This window comes from Denitrobacterium detoxificans (genome assembly GCF_001643775.1).
In the GTDB taxonomy this organism is placed as follows: domain Bacteria; phylum Actinomycetota; class Coriobacteriia; order Coriobacteriales; family Eggerthellaceae; genus Denitrobacterium; species Denitrobacterium detoxificans.
Window position 1 is genome coordinate 1133674 of sequence record NZ_CP011402.1, and the last position, 17610, is coordinate 1151283.

At 56.5% G+C, this 17610-nt stretch carries 13 protein-coding genes, 1 tRNA gene and 2 pseudogenes; 9 read left to right on the forward strand and 7 right to left on the reverse strand.

Annotated features, from left to right (window positions below; translation table 11 throughout):
- The first annotated feature begins 6 nt into the window (after window positions 1-6).
- From AAY81_RS04685 to AAY81_RS10145, 4 genes and pseudogenes are all read left to right on the forward strand, one after another.
- Complete coding sequence (locus tag AAY81_RS04685; protein WP_143117406.1) at window positions 7-1992, forward strand: ATP-binding SpoIIE family protein phosphatase; 1986 nt, start codon at window positions 7-9, stop codon at window positions 1990-1992.
- A gap of 122 nt (window positions 1993-2114) precedes the next feature.
- Window positions 2115-2191 (forward strand) — tRNA-Asp (locus AAY81_RS04690).
- Between the two features lie 388 nt (window positions 2192-2579).
- A pseudogene (locus tag AAY81_RS10845) lies at window positions 2580-2795 on the forward strand (helix-turn-helix domain-containing protein); the annotation flags it as partial.
- A 58-nt stretch (window positions 2796-2853) separates the two neighbouring features.
- A pseudogene (locus AAY81_RS10145) lies at window positions 2854-3768 on the forward strand (ISL3 family transposase).
- A 354-nt stretch (window positions 3769-4122) separates the two neighbouring features.
- Here the strand turns inward: AAY81_RS10145 and AAY81_RS04700 are convergent.
- Window positions 4123-6420: a hypothetical protein gene (locus tag AAY81_RS04700; protein ID WP_066662006.1), complete on the reverse strand. Its 2298-nt coding sequence runs from the start codon at window positions 6418-6420 to the stop codon at window positions 4123-4125.
- A 453-nt stretch (window positions 6421-6873) separates the two neighbouring features.
- A complete protein-coding gene (locus AAY81_RS04705; protein ID WP_066662011.1) occupies window positions 6874-7272 on the reverse strand; it encodes a secondary thiamine-phosphate synthase enzyme YjbQ in 399 nt (132 codons plus the stop codon).
- A gap of 182 nt (window positions 7273-7454) precedes the next feature.
- Here AAY81_RS04705 and AAY81_RS04710 point away from each other — a divergent pair, with 182 nt between their 5' ends.
- A complete protein-coding gene (locus AAY81_RS04710; RefSeq protein ID WP_066662013.1) occupies window positions 7455-8261 on the forward strand; it encodes an alpha/beta fold hydrolase in 807 nt (268 codons plus the stop codon).
- A gap of 78 nt (window positions 8262-8339) precedes the next feature.
- Here the strand turns inward: AAY81_RS04710 and AAY81_RS04715 are convergent, their stop codons facing one another.
- The 4 genes from AAY81_RS04715 to AAY81_RS04730 all read right to left on the reverse strand — a co-directional run bounded on the left by AAY81_RS04715 (window position 8340) and on the right by AAY81_RS04730 (window position 12632).
- Entirely contained in the window at window positions 8340-9557 is a 1218-nt protein-coding gene (locus tag AAY81_RS04715) for a metallophosphoesterase (protein ID WP_066662014.1), read from the reverse strand.
- Window positions 9558-9693: 136 nt separating this feature from the next.
- Window positions 9694-10539, reverse strand: a complete 846-nt coding sequence (gene modD / locus AAY81_RS04720; protein ID WP_066662018.1) for a ModD protein — start codon at window positions 10537-10539, stop codon at window positions 9694-9696.
- Between the two features lie 111 nt (window positions 10540-10650).
- On the reverse strand, window positions 10651-11862 hold the full coding sequence (locus tag AAY81_RS04725; protein ID WP_066662022.1) for an acetate/propionate family kinase: 1212 nt from the start codon (window positions 11860-11862) through the stop codon (window positions 10651-10653).
- Between the two features lie 47 nt (window positions 11863-11909).
- Complete coding sequence (locus tag AAY81_RS04730; RefSeq protein ID WP_066662024.1) at window positions 11910-12632, reverse strand: B3/B4 domain-containing protein; 723 nt, start codon at window positions 12630-12632, stop codon at window positions 11910-11912.
- Window positions 12633-12869: 237 nt separating this feature from the next.
- Between AAY81_RS04730 and AAY81_RS04735 the strand changes: the two genes are divergently transcribed.
- Entirely contained in the window at window positions 12870-13784 is a 915-nt protein-coding gene (locus AAY81_RS04735) for a serine O-acetyltransferase (RefSeq protein WP_143117402.1), read from the forward strand.
- A gap of 66 nt (window positions 13785-13850) precedes the next feature.
- On the opposite strand, the gene murI is transcribed toward AAY81_RS04735, so the two are convergent.
- Window positions 13851-14627, reverse strand: a complete 777-nt coding sequence (murI, locus tag AAY81_RS04740; RefSeq protein ID WP_066662026.1) for a glutamate racemase — start codon at window positions 14625-14627, stop codon at window positions 13851-13853.
- A gap of 182 nt (window positions 14628-14809) precedes the next feature.
- On the opposite strand from murI, the gene AAY81_RS04745 reads away from it, so the two are divergent.
- Genes AAY81_RS04745 through AAY81_RS04755 form a run of 3 tightly spaced genes read left to right on the forward strand, consistent with a single transcriptional unit; the run spans window position 14810 to window position 17581 of the window.
- Window positions 14810-15175 carry a hypothetical protein gene (locus tag AAY81_RS04745; protein WP_066662031.1) on the forward strand — a complete coding sequence of 122 codons (366 nt, stop codon included), beginning with the start codon at window positions 14810-14812 and terminating at the stop codon, window positions 15173-15175.
- Window positions 15176-15199: 24 nt separating this feature from the next.
- On the forward strand, window positions 15200-16855 hold the full coding sequence (locus tag AAY81_RS04750; protein WP_066662032.1) for an ABC1 kinase family protein: 1656 nt from the start codon (window positions 15200-15202) through the stop codon (window positions 16853-16855).
- Between the two features lie 21 nt (window positions 16856-16876).
- Window positions 16877-17581, forward strand: coding sequence for a 5'-methylthioadenosine/adenosylhomocysteine nucleosidase (locus tag AAY81_RS04755; RefSeq protein ID WP_066662036.1), 705 nt, complete (start codon window positions 16877-16879; stop codon window positions 17579-17581).
- The last annotated feature ends 29 nt before the right edge of the window (window positions 17582-17610 follow it).

Sequence of the window (17610 nt, forward strand, 5' to 3'; positions counted from 1 at the left end):
GTGGTCGTGTTTCGTTCGGTTAACGGCAAGATTACCGCGGCAATTGTCGTCGTGTTGCTTGCGTCGGCGTCCGTTGCCTTCGCCGTGAATTACACGATTATCTACAATACCGAACACGATCGCTCCGACTCCATGGGAATCGCTGCGGCGAAGGAGTGCTCCACGATTCTTGCTGTCGCGTCTGACGGTCTCGACGATGATGAGTTCGTGCCTGGCACGCATGACTATGATCTATGCCAGGAAAACCTACGTACGCTTTGCCAGACATGCGGCATGGACTATCTGTACATATGCAAGGTCGACGTTGAGAACAGCACCATTACGTACATCATGGCCGTCGGCGGAAGCGACGCCGAAAACGATGAGATTACCCGCGAGCGGCCCTTTGGGACGGTTGTGTATACGGAGATTTCCGATGTTATGAAGTTGGCGCTCAAAGGCGCCCCCGAGCCTGTTGCCGAAGAGATCGACAACCAGTTCGGTCATATGCTCGACTGGTATTACCCTGCCATGCAGTTGGGCGATAACGTTGTGGCGGCTTCGAGCTATTCGGTGGATAGGCAACGCGATAGGGTCATCTCATCGACCGTTAGCACCATGTGGCCGTTCGCTCTGGCCATTCTTCTCTTGTTCGCCGTCGAGCTCGTCATCCTCCGACGGAACGTATTCAATCCCTTGCATCTCATAGCTGCACGCATGCGCTCCTTTACGGCCAAGGAGGCGAAAGAGGCCGAGCCTCTGGACATACGCTCAAACGATGAGATTGGCGATATCGCCAGTGCGTTTAACGAGATGTCAGGCGAGATTGACGAATATGTTGCCCGCATTGGCCAAATGGCGGCCGAGCGTGCGCAGACCGATTTCGAACTTAGCGTGTCACATCGCATACAGCAGGGCATGGTTCCCGGTCGTACTCAATTGCTGGGCGATGGGTTTTCCGCATGCGGGTTTTCACGTCCCGCGCGTTCGGTTGGTGGTGATTTCTACGATGTTGTCCAACTTGATGATGGGCGCATCGCGGTTGTCGTTGGCGATGCGGCAGGCAAGGGCATTGCTGCTGCCTTGTTCATGACGGTGGTCAAGACTATGATCATCGATGGTTTGCGTTTAGGGAATGGGCCCGCAGAGGTGCTCACGCGGACGAATGCTCGCGTTTCTCTTTCCAATCCCGAGGATATGTTCGTAAGCGTGTTTGCCGCTGTATTGGATCCGCGAAACGGCGAGGTGCGCTTCGCGAATGCCGGGCATATGCCTCCGCTACTAGTCGGAAACAATGCAAGCGTATTCGAGGTGAATCCTGGGGAGCTGCTTGGGCTATTCGACGATACCGTCATCGAGGAATCAACTGTTATTCTTGAGCCTGGTCAGGGCCTTCTTCTGTACACCGATGGCGTGGTTGAGGCGCAGGCGGTGGATGGCTCGTTCTTTGGTGAGGACCGTTTGGCTGAATCCGTTGCCGCGTGCGTTCCCTATGATCATGCTGGGGATATCGTTGATGTGGTCGTTCGTGCCGTTGATGGCTTTGCCGAAGGTCGTGAGCAGTTCGATGATCTAACGGCTGCCGTTCTTATGTACGCGAGATCCAACGATGCGGACAACGTGCGGGGTGAGGATGGTTCTCTTGGCGAAGAGCTGCCCTGCGACATGTCGGCGCTTCCGCGATTGCGCGAAGCTCTGTATGCGACGGACGCGAACGATGCCTTGAAGCGCAAGGCGTATCTGGCATGCGAGGAGGTGTTCGCCAACATCGTTTCCTATTCGGGTGCTACGAAATCTTGGGTGAGCATTTCGGCTGCGCCCGACTTCGTTCGGATGGTCTTCGCTGATAACGGGAAGCCGTTCGATCCCACGGCTACAGAAGATGTTGAACGGGAATTCGAGGATCTGGATACGGGCGGTATGGGCATTGGCCTCGTTCGCCAGCTTGCTTCGAAGCTCGAGTACCAACGTGCTGATGAGCGTAATATTCTTACCGTCGTCGTGCGCGCGTGAACAAGGACGGAGGTTTGTTCACGTTTGGCTGATGGCTTTCTGCTATCGGAATGCAATTAACGCAAAAAAGTTCTTGCGTTGGTCTTTGTTTACCTGTATAGTTTCCTTCGCTGCTTAAGCACGGGGTGTTAGCTCAGTTGGTTAGAGCGCCGGCCTGTCACGTCGGAGGTCGCGAGTTCAAGTCTCGTACATCCCGCCATTTGAATTTGGAAGAGTTCCCGATTGGGAACTCTTTTTTTGGGCTCTTCGGTGGTTTCTGTGGGAGAGATTCCGGCATAGGCCCAGCTCAGCGGGCGAAAACAACGATCTGGAACTGAAACGGCCCCGGGAGGGGCCGTTTCCGCGTCATCCGCCTATGATTGCTAAGCCAAATTCAGACAACCGAAGAGGTGTGACGCATGAAGAGTCTACTACTTCTCGCCCTCGGTCTGGCCCGCACGGTCGTCCTGGGCGCGCGCATCGAGGCCGAGCGCATCGTCGTGAGCGTCCGGCCCTACAAGCGCGAGCAGCGCCGCTGCCCCGTATGCGGCAGGGCCTGCGACTTCTACGACATGGCGAACCGCGGGGCCCCCAGGCTGTGGAGGGCGATGGACCTGGCGCGCTCGGCCTGCTACCTGGAGTACGCGCCCTGCAGGGTGCGCTGCCCGGAGCACGGCGTGCGCACCGAGGCCGTCCCCTGGGCGCGGCACGGGGCGCGCTTCACGCGTGACTTCGAGGACTGGGTGGCGTGGCTGGCGGTCCGCTGCACCGCCTCGGCGGTCTCCGAGCTCGCCCGCGTCGAGTGGCACAGCGTGGGCGGCGTGTGCAGGCGCGTCTACGCCGAGCTCGGAGGCCGCGCGCGGCGCCTCGAGGTTCGACGGCGTGCGCCGCATCGGCATCGACGAGACGTCGTACAAGAAGGGCCACAAGTACGTCACGGTGGTCGTCGACCACGACCGCGGCTGCCTCATCTGGGCGCACGGAGGGCACCGGCAAGGACGTGCTCAACCTGTTCCTCGACGAGCTCACGCGCGAGCAGAGGCGCGCCATAGAGGTGGTGACCGCCGACGGCGCGAGGGTGGATAAGGCAGCTGGTCAAGCGCCGCTCGCCCCAACGCGAGGTGGGTCATGGACCCCTTCCACGTGGTCCAGTGGATGAACGACGCGCTCGACGCCGTGCGCTGCGAGGAGTGGAACGCCGCCAGGGCCGCCGCCAGGGCCGCCAGGCCCAGGCCCGAGGGCAAGCGCGGCAGGCCTGCCAAAGGCGAGCTGCCGCCCGAGGAGGTCAGGGCGCTCGAGGAGGAGGCGGCCTCCATCAAGGGCAGCCGCTACGCGCTCGTGAAGAACCCCGAGGACCTCACCGACGGCCAGAGGGCGAGGCTCGAGGCGCTCAAGAAGAGGGCCGGCTCGCGGCTGGTCAGGGCCTGGGAGCTCAAGGAGGACCTGCGGGCCGTCTTCCGGGCAGCCGACGGCTCCGAGGCCGCCGAGCTGCTCGACGACTGGATGCACAGGGCCGCCTACTGCAAGATCGCCAAGGTCGTCGCCGTGGAGAAGAAGGTGCGCCGCCGGCGCGACGACATCATCGCCGCAGTCGAGCTCGGCATCAGCAACGGGCGCGTAGAGGCCATCAACAACAAGATCAAGGTGACGGTGAGGATGGGCTACGGCTTCCGCAACACCGACAACCTCGTGGCCCTGCTCATGCTCAGGTGCGGCGACTGCCAGCCCCAGCTCCCGGGTCGCCCGGTGAAGGCGAGGAAGAAGGGCGTGAAGGGAGCGAAGAGCGTTGCTGCCTAGGCTAGCCCCTTGTCACACAAACTACCGAAGCCTCTTTTTTTGTTACGTGGGACGAGACTTGAATTCGTTGGAGTGGAAACACGTGAAGCGGACGCCCCAGTGGGGCGTCCGTAGCGTTTCGCCCGACCGAGCCTGGGCGTGCTCCTAGATTCAGGCCGTCTTGTTTCAAATGTCGATTTGATCATTTCGAGGTCGTCCGCAACGTCCATCAAGAGCCGTCATCCGAGGAACGTCCGTCGAAGGAGGGTCGGTCAATATGTTGAGGTGACCTGGAATTATTGTTGGGAAAATCGTGACGTTTGTCTTATTTGGTTCTATCTGGGACTATGCTCGATTTGGTTACGCTTTCGACGCTTAATTCTCATCGTTCGGCTTCTCCGTCTCCGTGAAAGCTTCTTCTAGATCGCGCAGTCTTTTTAACATCATGTATGTGCAAATTACGGTCAGTCGGAACGCTTTTGCTACTCCACTTGAATCCTGGTAACAACGACCGTGAACGCAGTCGTTCCTGACGTTGAATCCATTTGGTGAGTACATAACATGGTAAACAAATAGGAATTCATTGCATCCTTGGATTGTGCCTGTGATTTCGCGCACTTCTCCGATAAGGCTTGCCAAGACGCTAACAACGTCCTTCAGGTACGTATAGGAATCTTTTGCCGCCCTGAAAGGTACAATCGCAAAGAATTCGCCTATCTCCCTAATAGCGTTTTCGAGAATTGGGAATAGTTGGGTTAGATGCCCCAATGTAGGATGCGATTCCGGGAATGAAAGAAGCTCGTAATACTTGGGTGCATTTTCGGAAACCCAATTGTATGCAGGCCTTATCTTGATAAGCGAAGTGCAGGCCAGAATCGTTTGACTTAGGCACTCGTAGAATTCATCGATAACCTCTCGCTCTTTCATGGCGTTTAGAAAGCGATACGAATTGGCGTTATAAATGCGCATTACTTCAGAGGCGATCATCCAATCAATGGGGTGGGCTTTCTGCTCGTATGCTATATGGATGTGCTCGGGATAGTATTCCGATATAGTTGTTTTGTCGAACAGATTAATAAACGCATGCTCTGCCATGGACTCGAGATTTTTTAAAATGGCCTCATCGGATTGAAGAAACATGCTGCGAGCGATTCCGTGCGGACTCTCGAGAAAGGCTCTGTTGAACTTTTCGATTTCAGCTACGGGTATCGAACCTTCGTGAGAAAATACCTGCATGTTCGCAACCACTGGTGCATAACAGATTTCCCGCCAAATGCGGCGCAGTGAAATCAGAGTCTCTTTAGTCCACTTATTATCGATTTGCGGATTGTCCAGGACATCAATGTAGAACATCATTGCCCAGTAGAATAGCTCTGCAGTCTCGACATCAACCTTCTGAGCATACTCGATGAATAGCTCTAACGAACGCTCGGCATCACTGCTGTCGCAGTTCTTTGCGCATCGAGAGTCTTTAAACACGGCAATCAGATCATGTGTGCAAGTAACTGCTGCAAGAGAGTCTTTCGTAATACTCTTTGTTTTTACGAGAAAAATCTCCTTTTGCCTGTTGGTGCAAGGAAAGCCGTTTGCCTTCATAAAGCATATATCATCATAGTCAGAGATGCCTGAAAGGAGGGTCGAAAGTCCTTTAAAATACTTTCCTTTTGGTCCATCCGCGAGCTGCCTAGACTCGCACAAGCGCTGAAGCACTTTCATCGCGGTGCAAGTCAACTTCCGTATTGGTTTGTTAGCTTTAACGCATCGTTCTGCATGCCCCAGAAAGAGATCGACTAGTAGATTTTGACTTGCTTCTGACGGGGCCTTCCCTTGCGTACTGTATTCAAGTACTTCGATGATGCAAATGGCTCGTTTATCGACGAAAGCGTCCTTAGCCATCGAAAGAACTTTCTCCGTCCATGCGGTGGTGTCTGGCGATTCTGTGCCGTTTCTCAGACGTATCATCGGCTCGATTGTTCCCTCGGTGAACGACGTTCTGAAAGAATCGCACAGCAGGGCTTCTTGCCATGTCTGGAATGTTTTTCCTATCACGCTTTTGAACGAAAGGAAGTCTTCGTCGAAATAAGTATCTAGAACGGTTTTGACGTATTGCTCGTTAATCGAGATGGATTCGCCCTCTAAATTAGATTCCAATGTTTTTGCAGCGTTTTCGAATTCTGGGAGGTCGATGCTGTATGCGAGCTTTATTACGTGTTGTTTATCATTTCCGAGAGGGCTGAAATCGAATAGTTGGTGGAGGTTCGAGTGGTATAGGAGCTGTGGGTTGAATGGGTATCTTGTTTCGCTTACGCAGTTAATCAGATAGGTTCCAACTGAGGCTATGCACAAGGCGTCGAAGAAGCCATTTCTCCCAATTGCTTCTTCTGGGCTCTTTGCCCCGCTCCTGATTAAGACGCAGTCATAAACAGAATTTAGCCAGGGAGTTTCAAATGAGGGGCGAAAGTCTCCAATGGAGTCGACTATTCTTGCGAAATGGACAAAAGCAGGCCGGATTGATAAATATGCCCGATTGAAGTCATTAAAGGACTCTAGTTCTATTGGAGGCTCGAAGTTCTTCTCGGTGTAATCGACAAACCACTGCCAATCACGTGACGACTGAAGCATTCCTTCGGTGAAACGCACTTCTACTTCGTGTTCGTAGTATCCGGTCCCCATTTCGTCCCCTATATCGTATCGTGCTTAATCCGGTCACACCTTGGATGATAGGCCATCGGGCCATGCGCTGGATGGCCAAAGCTAATTAAAGAATATGCTATGAACTTCGGAAGGCGGTGATTCGTAATTGATTACGGTTCTGCTTCGATTGTTGACATGCTTGGTTCTATGTCGGTGCGGATTTGCTTTTCCTGCAAGCTGCAATTTGGGATGCTTCATATAAATGTTGGCATGCGGGTAAGCGATCTCGTTTTTTTGAAAGCGGGACATGCAGCGCGTTGGCAAATTCGCCTTCATTCGAGGCTACTTTTTCGACTGAGTCAATCGGGGCTAGAATATATGACAACCATTTTTAAATCAGCCGACGCCCGGAATCTCTCTTCGTATTTGGGGACGGTGGCGAGACTTGAACTCGTTGGGGTGGAAACGCGTGAAGCGCACGCCCCGGTGGGGCTATTCCCCAACAATTTGCACGTAGAAGCGACGATGGCGTGGGCCGTCGAATTCGCAGAAATAAATACCCTGCCAGGTGCCGAGCACCAGTTTCCCGTTCGAGATGGGGATGGTTTCCGATGCTCCGACTAGGCTCGATTTCAAATGCGCATGGCTGTTGCCCTCGGCATGAAGGAATTCGGCTCGATCGCGCCGCCCAAAGATGTCTCCGAGCGCAAGCTTCAGGTCGTGTTGCACGTCGGGGTCGGCGTTTTCGTTGATGGTGATTGCTGCGGTGGTGTGTGGGCAGTATACCGTGCAAAGACCCTCGCGGACGCCGCTTTCATGCACATCCTGCTGCACATGCATTGTGATGTCGTGGAACCCGAACTCGCAGGTAGGTAAGTCGTGCGTTTTCATGGGGCCTCTTTCCCGCGTAGCCTGCCGATTGCTCGCTTCGTCACGTGCTATATGGTAGCGCACGATGGGTTATTTCCGCATGGGGCCTCATACTCTGTCCGGCATCTTTCAAGGCGAGGTTGGGTGTCGCTTGGTATTATCGGCATAGGTCCAGTTCTCTTGCACATTGGAGGGGATTGCTTGTGATTCGAAAGGCCTATGCGACCGATAAGGGAGCTATTACGTATTGGGTCAATGAAATCGAGCCCCATGCGGTAACGCTTGTCTTTCTACCAGGGCTCACTGCCGACCATCGCTTGTTTCAGAAGCAGGTCGAATACTTTGAGCGTTTGTGCAACGTGGTCGTGTGGGATGCGCCAGCCCATGCCGACTCGCGTCCTTTTGAGTTGTCGTTTTCGCTCGAAGATATGGCCTGCTGGCTCCATGAGATTATTGACGTGGAAGGCATCGAACGCCCTATTCTTGTTGGCCAATCCATGGGTGGCTACGTGAGCCAAGCGTTCATGCAACGGTTTCCAGGTGAGGTTGCGGGTTTTGTCTCCATCGATTCCGCGCCTCTCCAGCGGCAGTATTATTCTTCCTGGGAGCTCTGGTTGCTCAGTCGCATGACCTCCGTCTATAGGGCCTATCCTCATGAGCCGCTCGTTCGGGCTGGCGTGAAGGGCTGCGCCACGACGGAGTATGGTCAGAAGCTCATGCGGGAAATCTGGAGCGTATACAACCACGAAGAGTTTTCTGTTCTTGCGGGGTATGGCTACCGCATTTTGGCTGCGGCAATCGAGCGCGACCTTCCTTACGAAATCGATTGCCCCGTGCATCTCATCTGCGGAGAAAAGGACGCAGCGGGTTCAACGCGCCGCTACAATCGCGCATGGGCGAAGGAGACGGGGTATCCTTTGGCTTGGATTGCCGGTGCGGGGCATAACTCGAATGCCGACTGCCCTGACGAGGTCAATGCTCTGATAGCCGCCCTTGCCGGCCTTGGTTAATTTGCGTGGCGACACGCATCTCTGATCAAAGGTTCGTTTCGGTAGAGTATTTTTTGTGCGACGGTGATGGCAGCTAGGTTATTTCGTTGGTCTGATGTGGTCGTTCTGAACGGGTACGATGCGCTCAACCGTGTTCTTGCCCTCGCATTTGAGCACGCTTACGGTATCGCCTTCGCTCGTGGACTCAACGAGTACGAAGGTGGCCGTGTTCTCGGGGTCGTTGCCATTTGAGTCGACCCATGTTCCGCTGTTGGCGAAAACCTTGGGACGATCGTAGCCCGGGAATTCCTTGTATCCCGCTACGTGCGTGTGGCCAAGTATGAGCACGTCTGCGGAAGGGTCCACGTCGAAGCATTCGAGCGTCGGAAGAACTTCGATATCCTCTTCGTCGCTGATGGGGTGCTCGATGGAGTGCCGGGCTGAAATGGGCGTGGGTACGAGATTGCGACGCTGCATTTCGTCCCAGGTTGGTATCAGTTCCTGGAAGAGTGGGCTAGCGGAGTCTTCCCCGGGTAGTGTAACTGGCAGCAGGTCTCTCGGCGAAAATGTTCCTACCAGGCCATCGACAGCCACCTCGATGAACTTGTCGTCGAGCTCCTCTTCAACGGGGAACCAATCGCTCACGATGTCGGCCCAGAGCTTCCAGTACGCGTATTCCGCGCATGCCTGCTTGTCGTTGGGGTTTGGTTCGGGAAGCGTGGGTGGAACCTTCCTGCATGCTGTATTGCGTGTGGGATTCGCATAGCGCCCCTCGGCGATGGAGCGTTCCTTGAGACGAATGAAGAAGTAGCCAGGTGGCAGCAGGGGGTGACCGTATTCCATGATGTTGGCGTTTGCGATGGTGTTGGGGGCGCACAGTATTTCGTAGCGATGCCCGTGTTCGATGACTACCTCGCCGCGCACGCCCGTGCGATAGCGCCCCAATCCAGGCACGTCGCGCGCTTGGATGATGCCGGGAATGATTTCCTCTAGCGCTTCGGAAGTGAGCGTCATATCGTGATTGCCAGGTACGTAGACTACGGGCGTGCCCGAACGCACCAGGTCTTTGATGGCCTCAATTACCTCTGCGTTGTTCTTGGCGCACGCCTTATAGAACTCATGGGAGGTGCGCGGAGCATTTGCAGTTGCTGGGTAGAACCAGTGATCCAGGAAGTCGCCATTGATGACGAGTTCGTCAGCCAAATGCTCTCGCCCGATCATTTCGATGAAGGCTGCAAGCTTTGGGCGGTTTTTCACGGTTTCCGACAGGCTGTCGTCTAGGCCCAGATGCAAGTCGCTGATGACGATGGTCTTCACGAGGCATCCTCTCTGCGCGTGTCCATGGGCCCGAATTGCGCCCGTTTTTTAGTGTACTCGCTGATGGGGGCAAACGCGCTCTTGCAGCGAAACTGATACGCGGTCGAGTCGTTTTTCGTATGGTTGCTTTGCAGCGCTAGGAAAGCGTCGTCATGCGCACGCTCATATCGAGAGGCTTGGCGGTGTAGAGGCATGTTGTTGCCAGGCCGTCGACGCCCGTTGATGCGTAGTCGGCAGCATTGGCCGGATTGATGCCGCCTGCGGCAATAAGGGTGAGGCGTGGGTCGATTGCGCGAAGCTTCGGAACGAGCGTCTCGAGCGTGCTAGCCGGTACCTTGTCGAGCTGAATGCCGTCCACGCCAGCACGTGCTAGGGTAAGCGCCTGTTCGGGCGTAGCTTCCACGAAGAGCTTCTTTTCGATGCAGCGGCTGCGGAAGTCGGGAAGGTGTTCTACGAAGGTATCGAAGCCGCCAAGGAAGGTCATGTGGTGCTCGAATACCAGAACGGTTTCGGATAGTCCCAAGCGGTGGGGGAAGGCTCCTCCTGCCATGATGGCCTCGATGAGCAGGTCCTTGCATCCGGGCATGCTCTTGCGCGTGGTAAGGACCTCGCAATGGGGGTTGGCCTTATGCACGGAATCTACCATGGCACGCGTTTTGGTGGCTACGGCGGAAAGGTGGTCGAGTACGTTCAAACCCGCCTTCCAGACCTGGTGCAATGCCCCAACGCTGCCCTTTACGGTTACGATGGTCTCGCCGGGTTGGGCGGCAGACCCCGTGGGGTGCACTATGCTTGCCTGGCAACCTGCGTTTTCTGCCATGCGTGCTACGATTTCGGCACCGGCAACCGTGCATGCCTCGCGGGTAAAGTACTGCATTTCGCCCTGTTCCTCGGAAATGCCCAGTACCGTGCTCGTGAGGTCGATATAGGGAACGTCCTCTTCCATCAGGTAATCGATGCGGCTTTGCGATAGGCGGACCATGGGCTCTTCTTCCGATTGGCGTGATGATTGCGTTGCCGCACATCATACCTCTTTTATTCCCGTTTGAGTCCAATTAGTTCGTCAGAGGACCCCTTTTCAATGGGATGCTGGCTAGAGCTGGCTGATGAGATTGTCGGTCTCGCGTGCGATGCGCATCTCTTCGTCGGTGGTGACGACGCAGATCTTGATGGGGCTGTCATCGATGCTGATCACGCGGTTCATGCCGATTTGCCCTGTGACGTCGTTGCGTTCCTTGTCTAGGATCATGCCCATGTGTGCGAGCCCCGCGAAAATGCGTTCGCGCAGGTCGGCGGAGTTCTCTCCGATGCCAGCCGTCATGACCACCGCATCGGTGCGGGTCATGGCGGCGTAGTACGAGCCGATGGCCTTCTGCACACGGTAGACGTACATGTCGATGGCCAGGTTTGCTCGCTCATCGCCCTTGGAAGCGGCGTCGAGCACGTCGCGCATGTCAGATGACATTCCGCTGATGCCCAGTACGCCACTCTGACGGTTCAGGATGGCATCCATTTCGTCGAACGTCTTGCCCTCCTCGCGCATGATGTAGGTGATGATGGCGGGATCGATGGAACCCGAGCGCGTTCCCATCATGAGCCCTTCCAGCGGGGTGAATCCCATGGTGGTGTCGATGGAGCGGCCATGGTTAACGGCCGTGATGGAGCCTCCGTTGCCCAGATGGCAGGTTATGAGGCCCAGGTCGCGCAGCGGCCGCCCCAGCAGGTTCGCCGCTTGTTGGGCTGCGTAACGATGGCTCGTGCCGTGTGCCCCGTACCGGCGAATATGGTACTTCTCGTAGTACTCCATGGGCAGCGGGTACATGTACGCCTTCTTGGGCATGGTGGCGTGAAAGGCCGTATCGAATACGGCAACCTGCGGAGTGTTGGGAAGCAGTTCGCGCAGCATGTCGATGCAGGTGTCGGCGGGAGGATTGTGCAGCGGGGCGAGCTCCTCGCATTTCGCTAGGTTCTCACGTGCCCCCGCGTCGATGAGCGTGGCCTTCGTGAAGTATTCGCCACCAGCCACGATGCGGTTGCCGATGGCGTCGATCTGGTCGAGCCCGGAAATGGGGGAGTCGGGTTCTTCCTCCATGATGTCCAGCAGCTTGCGCAGGCATTGCGACACGCTCAGGTTGGCTACGGAATAGACGGCCTTCTTGAAGTCGGGCGCGAAGGAAATGGCCATGCTCGCGTTGGCGGAGCCTAGCTTCTCGGCCAGGCATTTCATGCGCGTGATCTTGCCTTCAGTTTCGATGAGCTGGCTTTTCAGCGACGAGCTGCCAGCGTTTACGACGAGTACGAGCATGGCTTTCCTTTCGCTTGGGCGTGTGCCCGGAATTGGTTGCGATGCCGCTATGCGATGACTACCTCGGGGTTGTCCTTCGTGATGATTTCCTTGGCGACGACTTCTGCGTCAAGGTACTTGGTCATGAGCTCGGCGAGTTCGTCCATAGCGGTGCGCAGGTCGTCGATTCGTTCGGGCTCGATGCATTCCATGGCGACGAATTCCTCGGTCGTTGCATCGTTTACTTCGGTGCGTTGGCCGTCGCGCCAGTTCCAGCAGCGGCAGATGGCACCCACGGTGTCGTAATAGGCGATTTCGCCGGGCAGGGGCGGCTCTTGCTTGTCCGAGCCGATGGGCAGGAAGTCCTCGCCGCCCTGCATGGCGCCCAGACGCAGGTCGCCTTCGACAGCACCCAGGTTCTCAACGCCGATGGGGAAGGCGTACTTCAGCGAGATGGCATTGGTGATGTCGACCGAAGGGGCGATGGTTCCCACGGGGTTGCCCTTCAGAACGCGCTTGAGCAGATTCTCGATGGAGCAGCGCGCACCCTTTTTGGTGGGGAACTTCTGGTATGCCGCGCGCCATGCTGCGGGTACGGCATTTTGGGAAATCGTGTTGCTCGTGAGGTACTTATTGGCCTCTTCGTTTGCCGCGGCAAGGAGCTGGCGCACTTCAATGGCCTCTTGCTCGGAGAGCTCCTTCGTTTCCTGCACTCCCTTGAAGGAGAGGACGGCAATGGCTGCGTCGGGGAATAGCTCCCACAGCGATTCGTCGGCAATGAATTTCTGCATATGCGCCTCCTAGATATTACTATTTTGGTATATCGAGTATACCAGATGCCGCGTGCCCCCTTTGGGTGCCCTCGCTGGAAATTGCAGGTAGACGAAGGGTTTCAAGAGTGACAGGGGGTCGGAAAAGATACTCGCGGCTATTCTTTCTCGCTGCTAATCCTTGCGGCTGCGTTAGAATAGCCCCAAAACAAGATGCAGGATGCGTACGCGCGTCCGGGAATGCTAGGAGCCTATATGATCGAATCAAATGATATGCAGGGCATTATCGAAGGCATTTCGGCGAACTACGAAAATGAGGAAGTGTGCCTCAGTTGCGTAGACCGTCATTTTCCCAGTCGTGGGGCCATTATCGAAATCATCAAGGAAGTGCGTCGCGTTCTCTTCCCGCGCTACTTCAGCGACGACGTAGCCACGCTCCATCGTTCCGATTACTTCATCGGCGAAGCGCTCAGCCGTATCGAGCATCAGCTTTCCGCGCAGGTTCGCGAGGCGTTCCTGTTCCAGGATCCCGATATCAACGCAGAAGAGCTGGAAGAGCGCGTCGACGGCGTCGTCCAGGCGTTCCTGCGCCGCCTGCCCGAGGTGCAGCGCATTCTGCTTACCGACGTGCAGGCCGCGTTCGACGGCGACCCCGCTGCGGGCAGCAAGGAAGAGATCATCTTCAGCTATCCCGGCTTGTTTGCCATCTTCGTGCATCGCATCGCGCACGAGCTGTACGTGCAGAATGTGCCCCTCATTCCGCGTATCATGAGCGAATACGCACACGACCATTCCGGCGTGGACATCAATGCGGGTGCCACCATCGACGAGTACTTCTTCATCGACCATGCAACGGGCGTCGTCATTGGCGAGACCACCATCATCGGCAAGCACGTGAAGGTCTACCAGGGCGTTACGCTGGGTGCTCTCTCCACGCGCGCTGGTCAGGGTCTGAAGGGCGTGAAGCGCCATCCCACCATCGAGGACAACGTTACGATCTACTCCAATGCCAGCGTCTTGGGTGGCGAAACCATCGTGGGCGCGGGTTCGGTCATCGGTGGTAGCGCCTTCGTTACCAGCAGCGTTCCCAAGAACGCGCGCGTGAGCCTGAAGGCTGAAGTCAACGTGCGGCAGAGCAAGCCGCGCGACCCGCAGGCGTTCGAAACCGTCTAGGTCGAATCAATTCGCGTCTGAAAAGGGCCCGTAACTCGTGGAGTTGCGGGCCCTTTTGCGTAGTTACTAGTACAGGGGAAGGTGATAGAGACGCTCGTAGAGCTCGCGTTGCCCTTCGCCTTCTATGCTGCTGCGGAAGACGACGCGTCCCTTCTGGTCGGCAGGTGCCTCGATGCCGTGTTCCTGCAGCTTCCGCTTCGTGTGGCGCGCCGTTCCCTCGCCGCCGTCGAAGAACGCGATTTCGCCCATAACGTACGCAATCTGGCGCTTGATGAAGGGGTAGTGCGTGCAGCCCAGCACGATGGCGTCTACTTTTCCGCGGTAGGGGCCAAGCTTTTCCTCCAGATAGGTGCGCATGGCCCTGGAATCCAGGTCACCGGTCTCGATGAGGTCGACGAGCCCTGGGCAGGGAAGCGTGTGGATTTCGGAATTGCTCCCCCAATGCACCGCTAGTTCGTGGAACTTTTCGAGCTTGAGCGTGGCAGCCGTCGCCATGACCAGGATGCGGCCATGTACGAATGCGCGGGCAGCGGGCTTCAGCGCGGGCTCGATGCCAATGATGGGCGTATTGGGCCAGGTGGTGCGCAGCTGTTCTGCTGCGGCGCTTGTTGCCGTGTTGCACGCGATGACGATTGCCTTGCAGCCCGAGTCGATCATGCGGGTGGCGATATCGCCCGAAAGGCGCGCGATGGTCTGCGGGTCCTTGTCTCCGTAGGGCGCGTGGGCAGAATCGCCATAGAACAGGAAATGCTCGTTCGGCATTGCCTGCACCAGCTCCTTCAGCACGCTGATGCCGCCTACGCCCGAGTCGAATACGCCAATGTAGTTATCGAATTCTTTCATGGTTCAGTATCCTACCGCACCTCCTGCGCAAGCGTTTGGGTTGCGTGGCTCTGACACGAAAATTGCGTCTTGCGCAGGGCGTACGGTTGCAGTTTGTTGTCGTTGGCCCTGATGTTTGGCCATTGCACTATAATACGTACCAGCTTGATGAAGCGTTTGTTCCCAAGAAAAGGGGGTTTGCCATGGCAAATGTGAGTGAGGGTTTCAAGAACGTTTTTCTAGCTGGCATTGGCGCGATGGCCATTACGGGCGAAAAGGCTAAGGAAATGGTCGACGTCATGATCGCCAAGGGGGAAATCACCGTCGAACAGGGCAAAGACATCAATTACGAACTGAAGCGCAAGGCTGCGAATGGCGCGGCTCAGGCGCGTGATGCCGCTCTTGAAGCGCGCATGTCGTTCATGAACGAAGAAGAGCGTGCTGCGTTCGTTGCCAAGGCCGCCGAGGTCGCCGAAAAGCTCAACGCCAAGGATGCCCAGGCTCAGGCGAACGAAGTCGTCGAAGTCGAAGTAGAGGCAAGCGAAGACAAGGCCGAAGGCGCCGAATAGCCTTTCCGCTGGTAAGGTACTCCGGTGCCCGACAACACGCTTCTCAAATACATCTTTAAATCGGGGTCCGAAATGGACCCCGAGCATAAGTTCGACCTTTCCCGCAAGGCGCGTACGAAGCGTCTTCGCGAGATATACAGTCTGGTGCGCAAGCATCGCTTCTTTTCGGGGATTACGCCCGAAGAATTTCGCGCCATGCTCGAGGACCTGGGTCCGAGCTTCGTGAAGATTGGCCAGACTCTCTCCACGCGCTCTGAGATCCTCCCCAAGGTCTATTGCGAAGAGCTGGAAAAGCTGCAGGCTGAATGCGACCCGCTGTCGTATGAGCAAATGCGTCAGGCGCTCGAAGACGAATTCGGTGCCGAGCGCATGAACGAGTTGTTCGATGCCATCGACCCCGAGCCCTTGGGGTCGGCTTCGCTTGCCCAGGTTCACAAGGCCCGCCTTGTCAGCGGGGAAGTGGTGGCGGTAAAGATTCAGCGTCCGGGCGTGCGCGTGAAGATGGCCCAGGATATCGCCATTATGCGTACGCTTGCCCGCAGGGCTACGCGCATGGTAAAGGGCGACCAGATGCTCAATCTGAACGATGTCGTTGAAGAGCTGTGGTCCACGTTTCTGGAGGAAACCGACTTTCTTATCGAGGCGGATAACCTGGAGGAGTTCGCGCGTTTGAACAAGGACGTGCGCTTCATCACGTGTCCGAAGGTCTATCGTGAGCTCTGCAGCGAATCGGTCCTGGTCATGGAATACATCGAAGGCATTTCCATAGCCAATGTGTCCGAGTTGGAAAAGCAGGGCTACGAGTTGCAGGAAATTGGCGAGAAGCTGCTCGACAACTACGCAACGCAGATTTTGGACCATGGATTCTTCCATGCCGACCCGCATCCTGGCAACATTCTTGTTCGCGATGGGCAAATCGTCTACATCGACCTGGGCATCATGGGCCGTCTTTCGCCACGCGATCGAAAGGGGTTCGGCGATATCATCCATGCCGTAGGCGTGCAGAGCTCTTCCGAGCTGAAGGACGCATTGCTATCCTTTGCCGTCCAGCGCGACAATTCCGCGATAGACCATGCGCGTTTTCTGGCCGACCTCGACATCATGCTTTCCGATTACGGTTCCACGGAAGTGGCCGACTTGGATATTGGCTTGTTCCTGAGCGATGTCTTTGCGCTCACGCGCTCATCTAAGGTTACGTTGCCTGCGTCCATCACCAGCGTTTCCCGCGGCATCGTTACCATGGAGGGAACCATTTCCCCGTTCATTCAGAGTGGCAACATCATCGCCATAATCAACAACCATTTAAAGAACGCCCAGGATCCGCTTGCCACTGCCCGTGATGCGCTTGAGGATGCCGCGCTCGACATGCGTCGTGCGGCGAAGGGGCTTTCGGGTGCGGCCGCCTATTCGGGCGAAGCGCTGCGCATGCTCACGCGTGGGCAGCTTAAGGTGAACATGGAGGTGCTTGGCTCCGAAGCGCCCATGACGCACCTTTCGAAGATCATCAATCGCCTGAGCTTGGCCATTATCGTGGCGAGCCTGTTCATCGGCTCGAGTCTCATGGTGTTCGTGGGTACGTCCGTGACCATCATAGGTGTGCCCGCACTGTCGTTTTTTGGCTATCTGGGAGCCTTCGTGCTGTCCGCGTTCGTAGTTGTTGATATTATCAGGCGCGGATAAAACACGTTCTTAGGGGCGCTCATGAAAATCGGTATTATCGGCGCGATGGAAATCGAAGTCGAAACGCTTATCGGCCAGCTTTCCTCGTGCACGCGTACGCAACATGCGGGCATGGAGTTTTGCGAGGGCATGCTGGAAGGAGTGGCGTGCGTTATCGTTCGCAGTGGCGTTGGCAAGGTGAATGCCGCATTGTGTGCGCAGCTGCTCGTTAGCGTTTATGGCGTTACGCACGTCATCAACACCGGCGCCGCCGGCTCTCTTGATGCGAGCATCAACATTGGCGACATCGTGGTTTCCACCGATTGCGTGCAGCACGACGTCGATGCGACGATATTCGGGTACGAACTTGGCCAGGTGCCTGGTATGCCCGTATCGTACGAGTCGAGCGAGCCCATGGCCGAGCATATCGTTGCCTCGGCGCATCATGCTGCAACCGATATTGGCGTTCATCGCGGTCGCATTGCCTCGGGCGATCAGTTCGTGGGCAATTCGGATGCGAAGGAACGCATCATTCGCGATTTCGAGGCGCGGTGCTGCGACATGGAAGGCGCTTCCATTGCCCAGGCTTGCGCGCTCAACGGCGTTCCCTTTGTGGTTGTTCGCTCTATTTCCGACAAGGCCGATGGCAGCGATTTCGTGTCGTACGATCAGTTCGAGCGCAAGGCGGCGCGTGATAGCGCGCATATCGTGCGCGAGGCTCTTGCGGCTCTGTCTCGCGAGGCCTAGCGATTCTCTAATAGACGAGCGCCCCTTCG